At 64.0% G+C, this 7,994-nt stretch carries 7 protein-coding genes; 4 read left to right on the top strand and 3 right to left on the bottom strand.

All coding sequences use genetic code 11. The annotated features are described in order from the left end of the window. The 3 genes from rho to gluQRS all read right to left on the bottom strand — a co-directional run. The coding region (gene rho, locus QAT43_RS12910) for a transcription termination factor Rho (RefSeq protein ID WP_442900264.1) at positions 1 to 1,246 on the bottom strand (1,246 nt) is incomplete at its 3' end. Between the two features lie 505 nt (positions 1,247 to 1,751). Continuing rightward, positions 1,752 to 2,555, bottom strand: a complete 804-nt coding sequence (locus QAT43_RS12905) for a hypothetical protein (RefSeq protein ID WP_305043491.1) — start codon at positions 2,553 to 2,555, stop codon at positions 1,752 to 1,754. Between the two features lie 85 nt (positions 2,556 to 2,640). Beyond that, positions 2,641 to 3,561: a tRNA glutamyl-Q(34) synthetase GluQRS gene (gene gluQRS / locus QAT43_RS12900; RefSeq protein ID WP_305043490.1), complete on the bottom strand. Its 921-nt coding sequence runs from the start codon at positions 3,559 to 3,561 to the stop codon at positions 2,641 to 2,643. A gap of 157 nt (positions 3,562 to 3,718) precedes the next feature. Between gluQRS and QAT43_RS12895 the strand changes: the two genes are divergently transcribed. The 4 genes from QAT43_RS12895 to cysN all read left to right on the top strand — a co-directional run bounded on the left by QAT43_RS12895 (position 3,719) and on the right by cysN (position 7,951). Next, entirely contained in the window at positions 3,719 to 4,180 is a 462-nt protein-coding gene (locus QAT43_RS12895; RefSeq protein ID WP_305043489.1) for an RrF2 family transcriptional regulator, read from the top strand. 370 nt (positions 4,181 to 4,550) lie between these two features. Further along, complete coding sequence (locus tag QAT43_RS12890) at positions 4,551 to 5,243, top strand: phosphoadenylyl-sulfate reductase (RefSeq protein ID WP_305043488.1); 693 nt, start codon at positions 4,551 to 4,553, stop codon at positions 5,241 to 5,243. Between the two features lie 90 nt (positions 5,244 to 5,333). Next, the gene (gene cysD, locus QAT43_RS12885) at positions 5,334 to 6,230 is read left to right on the top strand and encodes a sulfate adenylyltransferase subunit CysD (protein WP_305043487.1); all 897 of its coding nucleotides are present in this window, start codon (positions 5,334 to 5,336) and stop codon (positions 6,228 to 6,230) included. Beyond that, complete coding sequence (cysN, locus tag QAT43_RS12880) at positions 6,230 to 7,951, top strand: sulfate adenylyltransferase subunit CysN (protein ID WP_305043486.1); 1,722 nt, start codon at positions 6,230 to 6,232, stop codon at positions 7,949 to 7,951. Before cysD ends, cysN begins: the two co-directional genes overlap by 1 nt. Positions 7,952 to 7,994: the final 43 nt, after the last annotated feature.

Below are 7,994 nucleotides of genomic sequence, written 5' to 3'. Positions count from 1 at the left end.
TCTTGGTTTCGCCGAGCTTCTCCAGCAAAAACTCCATGCTGTCCACCACGTTCATGGTGGTGAGCACCTTGCGCAGCAGCCAGACGCGCTGCAGGGAGGTCTTGTCGACCAGCAGTTCCTCGCGGCGAGTGCCCGACTTGTTGATGTCGATGGCGGGGAAGGTGCGCTTGTCGACCAGGCGTCGATCGAGGAGCAACTCCATGTTGCCGGTGCCCTTGAATTCCTCGAAGATCACCTCGTCCATCTTGCTGCCCGTGTCGACCAGGGCCGTGGCGATGATGGTGAGGCTACCACCCTCCTCGATGTTGCGCGCCGCGCCGAAAAAGCGCTTGGGCTTGTGCAGGGCGTTGGAGTCGACACCGCCGGAGAGGATCTTGCCCGAGGGCGGCACCACGGTATTGTAGGCGCGCGCCAGGCGGGTGATGGAATCAAGCAGGATCACCACGTCGCGCTTGTGCTCGACCAGGCGCTTGGCCTTCTCGATGACCATCTCGGCCACCTGCACGTGACGCGTGGCCGGTTCGTCGAAGGTCGAGGAGATGACTTCGCCCTTGACGTTGCGCTGCATGTCCGTCACTTCCTCGGGGCGCTCGTCGATGAGCAGCACGATGAGGTAGGCGTCGGGATGGTTGGCGGTGATGGAATTGGCGATGTTCTGCAGCAGCATGGTCTTGCCGGTGCGCGGCGGGGCAACGATCAGGGCGCGCTGGCCCATGCCCACCGGCGTCACCAGATCGATGACGCGCATGGACAGGTTGTCCGGGGTGGTTTCGAGAATCAGGCGCGATTCGGGATAAAGGGGCGTGAGGTTGTCAAAGAGGGTCTTGTCGCGGGCGACGGAGGGGTTCTCGAAATTGACCTCGGCCACCTTGAGCAGAGCGAAGTAACGCTCGCCTTCCTTGGGCGGGCGGATCTGCCCCGACACCGTGTCGCCGGTGCGCAGATTGAAGCGGCGGATCTGCGAGGGCGAGACGTAGATGTCGTCGGGGCCCGGCAGGTAGTTGGCGTCGGGCGCCCGCAGAAAACCGAAACCGTCGGGCAGGATTTCCAGCACGCCCTCGCCGAAGATCGCGCCGTTTTTCTCGGACGCGGCATTGAGGATGGAGAAAATCAGGTCCTGCTTGCGCATGCCCGCCGCCCCTTCCACGCCGAGATCCTTGGCGATGGCGGTCAGCTCCTGAATTTTCTTCTCTTTCAACTCCTTGAGGTTCATGTGGGCTCCTAAACGGTCCTCTGGTCCGGGCATTCCGCGCGCGGCCCGATGGCGACACCGGGCACCTGGCGGATGGCTCGAAGGCGCGCGGCACGGCGCACCCTGGCCTTGGTGAACGAAAAAATTCTCAACATCAACGGAAATATCTAGGGATGGTTCGGTGGGTTTTCCTCTGGCGCAAACGCGCATCAACCCCGCGCGGCGAGGTCCGGTCGAATATCACGACGAGGTGGCAAGCTCGTCGAATCGGTTAGAAAAAGAGCAATGCGTTTATGCTGAAAACCGGCGCTACGGAAATTATTGTCGGATCGGATGGAATGGGATGTATTTCTTCAGATCGCGCAAGAATGAATGGAGAGTCGTCCGAGACAACGAGACAGACGTTAATCGCTTTTGGCGGTCCTGTCAACTGATTATTTTGTGATTATTTTGTGCAAAAGCGCGAGCTTGCGGCGCGAACCGGCGCGCCCCCCGGCCGGCTTGCACCGGGGAACGCGCCAAGCTTGATCCACCGCCGGGAGCGAAACCCGCTCGCCGCTTATTGCTGGGGACGCGCGCCGCCGCCCAGGCGCTGGAGAACGCCGGGCTTGAGTCCGCGCCCGATCCTGTCGAACAGATCACCATGGAGGCGCGGGAAGCCGGTGCGGCTCAGCAGCCCCGAGGGCGTTTCAGCGAGGGTGCGCTCGACCCCCTCCAGGGTCAGGAACTTGAGGCGCACGGCGTCGGCCTTGTTGTAGAAGGCTTCGTCGAAATCGGCGTACTGCAGGGCGAGGAAAAGATCGCCCGGGCCGCTGCCGAGGCGCCAGAGAACCTGCCCGTCGCGGTCGATGACCACCGCCAGGGCGAGAATGTTGTTGTAGGGCGCCTCCAGGTAGTTGAGGCGGGTGCGGTCGCGGTCCCAGCGCTTCTCGACCAGTTCACGCCCATGAAGGATCACCACCAGCAGGGCGTCGACCACCACGTCCTCGGCCAGTTGGCGGGCGGCCGCCGGGGAAAAGACATAGGGCAGGGCATCCTCCGCGGAACTTGTCGAGGGGCTGACCAGGCGCGGGAAGATCTGGCGCGGATCCTGGTTGATGAGACGCACATCGAAGAAGGGTCCGGTGTCGCGCAGGATCTGGATCAGGCGATCCTCGCGCCCCGCGCTGTGGCGGCGCAGCAGGCTGAGCACCTCGGCGCGCTGCGGATGGACGACGGTTGACCCCTCGTCGATGAGGATCGGCATCACCCCCAGGGTGCGGACCTGCTGGGTGAATTCCTCGCGAGGAATCTTGTAGGTGCCTTTCTGACAACCGCCAAGGAGCAGCGCCAGGATCAGGAGCGGCAGAAGCAAGCGGAACATAGATCGATCCTCCTTGATGAACAAAAAAACCCAGGCGGCATTCTAACCGCAATCGCCCGTCGCGGGCGAGACAAATCAACAGCCGTCAGAGCGACAGAAGTCCAGGCTCCCGCGGAATGCGCGCGGCATCGAAATGCGCCGCGGCCCAGGCGAGAAGCTCCGCCGGCGTCTCCTCGGCCAATCCGGGCGGCACCGGCTGACCGAGAAAAGCGAGCACGCGGCTCAGCAGATAAGAGGGCGCCGCGCCCGCCTGTACCGACACCGCGCCATGGCGCTTGCTGAGCTTTTCGCCGTCGGGACCCAAAGCCAGGGGCAGATGAAAGTAGCGCGGCGGCGCGAAGCCCAGGCATTCGCACAGAAAAATCTGGCGCGGGGTCGAGGCCAGCAGGTCGGCGCCGCGCACCACCTGATTGACGCCGCTGGCGGCATCGTCCACCACCACCGCCAGCTGATAGGCGAAGAGCCCATCGGCGCGCCGCAGCACGAAATCCCCCACCGCCGTGGCCAGATGCTGCTCCTGAGGCCCCACCAGGCCATCGGTGAAGCACAGATTTTGTTCCGGCACCCTCAGGCGCAAGGCCCGCGGGCGGCGGCCGGGAGACAGGCCGCCCCGGCAGGTGCCGGGATAAACGGCGCCTTCCTCCCCGGCATGGGGCGCGCTGGCGAGAATCTCGCGGCGCGAGCAGGCGCAATCGAACACCAGGCCCTTGGCGCGCAGGCGCTCCAGGGCCGCTTCGTAGCAGTCCGTCCGTCGACTCTGCCGGAGAACCTCGCCGTCCCAGTGCAAACCGAAAGCCTCAAGGGTGCGCAGGATGTCGTCCGCGGCCCCCGGCACCACACGCGGGGCGTCCAGATCCTCGATGCGCACCAACCAGCGCCCGCCGTCACGGCGCGCCAGGCAGTAGCTGCCCACCGCCGCCACCAGGGACCCCAGGTGCAACGGCCCCGTGGGACTGGGGGCGAACCGACCGATGACTCCGGCTGACGCGCCGCACTCCCTGCTCATCCAAGAACCCGAGAAAGTTTCATGACCGGCATTCTTGCTCCGCGCATGCGCCCTGTCAAGAGCCGACCACCCCGGCGCCAGACCGCAAACCTTGACAAAAGTCACCGCTGCGAGTATCCATAACCTAGGCGGTTAACAATCGAGGAAGGGGAATGCCGTGCTCATTACTCGCGCAACCGAATATGCCATCCGCGCCGTGCTTTATCTGGCCAAGCAGCCGGCGGGCGAAATCGTTCTGAAAAAGGACATCTGTCAGACGCAGAATATCACGCCGGCCTTCCTCACCAAGATTCTTCAGCCGCTCATCAAGGCGGGCATCGTCGGCTCCCAGCGCGGCGTCGGCGGCGGCTTCTATCTGGCGCGCGCGCCCGAACGCATCAGCCTGCTCGATGTGGTGGAAGCCGAGGAAGGCCCCATCTACATCAACCAATGCCTGATGGGCGAAGGCTCCTGCGCCCGCGACGTGTTCTGCCCGGTGCATGGCGCCTGGCGCCATATCCGCGATGAAATGACCCGCGTGTTGGCCGAATACAATTTCGCGCGGCTTGCCGCTCTTGAAGACCAGAACCTCGCACGTCACCTCAAACTTAACAGCACGGCGGTTCCCGCGCCCAGCTGAAAAGCAGCCCCCCGCACCTCGCCGGCCGCGTTCCCCCTCGGGAGCGCGGCCTTTTTCTTTGCGCAAAAAAAACCCCGGACACTAGGAGGGAAAGCTGTCCAGGGCAAAGGAAGGCCCATCGGGCCTTCGCAACATTCTCTGTTAGCACCAAGTATACCTCCGCCCCCCGCCCCGTCAACCAAACTCACTGAAAAACAGCAACTTGCATATACTTTTCGGCATTTAATTCTTTTATACACCAAATTAATAAAGTATAGTTTCCGATTTTTCCATTTTTTTGTTTAGTTTTTTTGTTGACAATTTCCTGGCTGGAAAATAGTATTTCCAAAAACACGACAAGTTTTGTCAATTATCCATTCCGGAGAATTTCGTGAAAATCCCTGCCCAGCTCACCGACCGGCACTCGTCCCAGGAGATCCTGCGCATCGGCCTGCAAGCCGCTAACGGCCCCGTCGCCCTGGCCTGCTCCTTCAGCGTGGAGGACGTGGTGATCATCGATCTGCTGCAAGAGGTGGCCCCCGCCACGCCCATCTTCGCCCTGGATACCGGACGCCTCAACGAGGAAACCTACGAGACCGCCGAAGCGGTGCGCGAGCGCTACGGGGTGCGTATCGACTGGTACTTTCCCGAGCGCGCGGCCGTTGAACAACTGGAGCGCGACAAGGGCCTGTTCTCCTTCCGCGAGAGCCTGGAGAACCGCAAGGAATGCTGCCGCATCCGCAAGGTCGAACCCCTGGGCCGCGCCCTGGCCGGCCTCTCCGGCTGGATTACCGGGCTGCGCCGCGAGCAGAGCGTCACCCGCGATGCCCTGGAACCCCTGGAAAGCGACGCCGCCCACGGCGGCATCCTCAAGATCAACCCCCTGGCTTTCTGGAGCAGCGCCCAGGTGTGGGATTACGCCGAGCGCCGGCGCATCCCGGTCAACCGCCTGCACCGCCAGGGCTATCCCTCCATCGGCTGCGCCCCCTGCACCCGCGCCGTGCAACCCGGCGAGGACGAGCGCGCCGGGCGCTGGTGGTGGGAAAACCCCGAGCACAAGGAATGCGGCCTGCACCGTCGGTGATCAAATCGACGCCGGGCATGGCGTAGGGGCGGACCGCGTCCACCCAGGGCGCACGTCGGTGCGCCCCTACGGAACCCATCTGGAGGATTCATGCTGACCCATTTGAAACAGCTCGAAGCCGAGAGCATCCATATCATGCGCGAAGTCGCCGCCGAGTTCGAGAACCCGGTGATGCTCTACTCCATCGGCAAGGATTCGGCGGTCATGCTGCACCTGGCGCGCAAGGCTTTTTTCCCCGCGCGCCCGCCCTTTCCCCTGCTGCATGTGGACACCACCTGGAAGTTTCGCGAGATGATCGCATTTCGCGACCGCATGGCGCATGAGGGCGGCTTTGATCTGCTGGTGCACATCAACGAGGAAGGCGTGCGCCAGGGCATCGGCCCCTTCAGCCACGGCTCGGCGGTGCATACCGACGTGATGAAGACCGAGGCCCTCAAGCAGGCCCTCGACAAGTACAAATTCGACGCGGCCTTCGGCGGCGCGCGCCGCGACGAGGAGAAATCCCGCGCCAAGGAGCGCATCTTCTCCTTCCGCAGCGCCAGCCACCGCTGGGACCCCAAGAGCCAGCGCCCCGAGCTCTGGAACATCTATAACGCCCGCGTCAACCCGGGCGAGAGCATCCGCGCCTTCCCCCTGTCCAACTGGACGGAGCTCGACATCTGGCAATACATCTACCTGGAGAACATCCCCATCGTGCCCCTTTACTACGCCAAGCAGCGCCCGGTGGTGGAGCGCGACGGCATGCTCCTGCTGGTCGACGACGAGCGCCTGGAACTCAGGCCCGGCGAAAAGATCGAGATGAAATCGGTACGCTTTCGCACCCTGGGCTGCTATCCCCTGACCGCCGCGGTGGAATCCACCGCCGCCACCCTGCCCGAGATCATCCAGGAGATGCTGCTGACCCGCACCTCCGAACGCCAGGGCCGCGTCATCGACCACGACTCGGCCGGGTCCATGGAAAAGAAAAAGCAGGAGGGATATTTCTGATGGCTCACCAATCCGATCTCATCGCCAGCGACATCCTCGCCTACCTCAAGCAACAGGAGGAAAAGGGCCTGCTGCGCTTCATCACCTGCGGCAGCGTCGATGACGGCAAGAGCACCCTCATCGGCCGGCTGCTGTGGGATTCGAAGATGGTCTTCGAGGATCAGCTCGCCTCCCTGGAAGCCGACAGCCGCAAGGTCGGCACCCAGGGCGAGAACATCGACTACGCCCTGCTCCTCGACGGCCTGCAAGCCGAGCGCGAGCAGGGCATCACCATCGATGTGGCCTACCGCTTCTTCTCCACGGACAAGCGCAAGTTCATCGTCGCCGACACCCCCGGCCATGAGCAGTACACGCGCAACATGGTGACCGGCGCCTCCACCGCCCAGGTGGCGATCATCCTCATCGACGCGCGCAAGGGCGTGCTCACCCAAACGCGGCGCCACAGCTACCTGGCGTCCCTGGTGGGCATCCGCCACGTGGTGCTGGCCATCAACAAGATGGACCTGGTCGATTACCGCGAGGAGCGCTTCAACGAGATTCTCGACGACTACCGCAAATTCGCCGCCTCCCTGGGCTTCGCGGAGATCCGCCCGATTCCCATCTCGGCGCTCAACGGCGACAACGTCATAACGCGCAGCAGCGCCACCCCCTGGTATCAGGGCCCGCCGCTGCTCGAATACCTGGAAACCGTGCAGGTGCCCGACAATGCCCAGGGCAAGCCGTTTCGCCTGCGCGTGCAGTGGGTCAACCGCCCCAACCTCGATTTTCGCGGATTCTGCGGTACCATTGCCGCGGGCGCCATTCATCCCGGCGATGAAGTGGTCGTCACCTCGTCGGGACAAAAAAGCCGCGTGGCGCGCATCGTCACCTTCGACGGCGATCTGCCGCGTGCCGTGGCCGGCCAGGCCGTGACCCTGACCCTGGAGGACGAGATCGACATCAGCCGCGGCGACACCCTGGCCACGCCCGAGGATCGTCCGCACCACGCCGACCACTTCGAGGCCAAGCTGGTGTGGCTGCATGAAGAGCCGCTGTTGCCGGGACGCAGCTATCTGCTCAAAGCCGGCTCTTCCACCGCTCCCGCGCAGGTCGTCGACCTCAAGTTCAAGGTCAACGTCAACACCCTGCAGCAGGAAAGCGGCGGAAAACTCACCCTCAACGAAATCGGTGTGTGCGGCCTGAGTACCGCCAAGCCCATCTCCTTTGATTCCTATCGGGAGAATCGCGCCACCGGCAGCTTCATTCTCATCGACCGGCTGACCAACGCCACCGTCGGCGCGGGCATGATCCACCAGCCCCTGCTCCACTCGCGCAGTCACTGGCAAAGTCTCGACGTGACTCGCGAAAGCCGCGCCGCCCTCAAGGGGCAGCAGGCCCGGGTGCTGTGGTTCAGCGGCGCCCAGGCAAGCAACCTGGCCGCCCTGACGGAGAAGAAGCTGCACAGCCTGGGGCGCCACGTTATGCGCCTGAGCGGAGAAAACGACGACGCGACCGCCGAGCGCGCCGGCTTGCTCCTCGACGCCGGCTTGATCGTGCTGATCGATGGCACCGCCGCCGCTGCCGGGCAAATTCGCGACCGGTTCGCGGGCGGGGACTTCATCCAGGTCCACCTCGCCGCCGAACAGGAGCCGGCGCCGGAGCAGGCCGCGCTGATTCTGAGCGAGGAACTGGGCGCGCCGACGGAACTGGCCGAGCGCCTGGTGCGGGAATTGGACCTGTAGGGGCGGATGGCATCCGCCCGGGCGCACGGCGGTGCGCCCCTAC

The sequence above is a fragment of the Geoalkalibacter sp. genome (genome assembly GCF_030604225.1).
Classification (GTDB): Bacteria; Desulfobacterota; Desulfuromonadia; order Desulfuromonadales; family Geoalkalibacteraceae; genus Geoalkalibacter.
The sequence above is the reverse complement of the archived record's forward strand: the minus strand, read 5'-3'. Positions and strand labels throughout refer to the sequence as shown.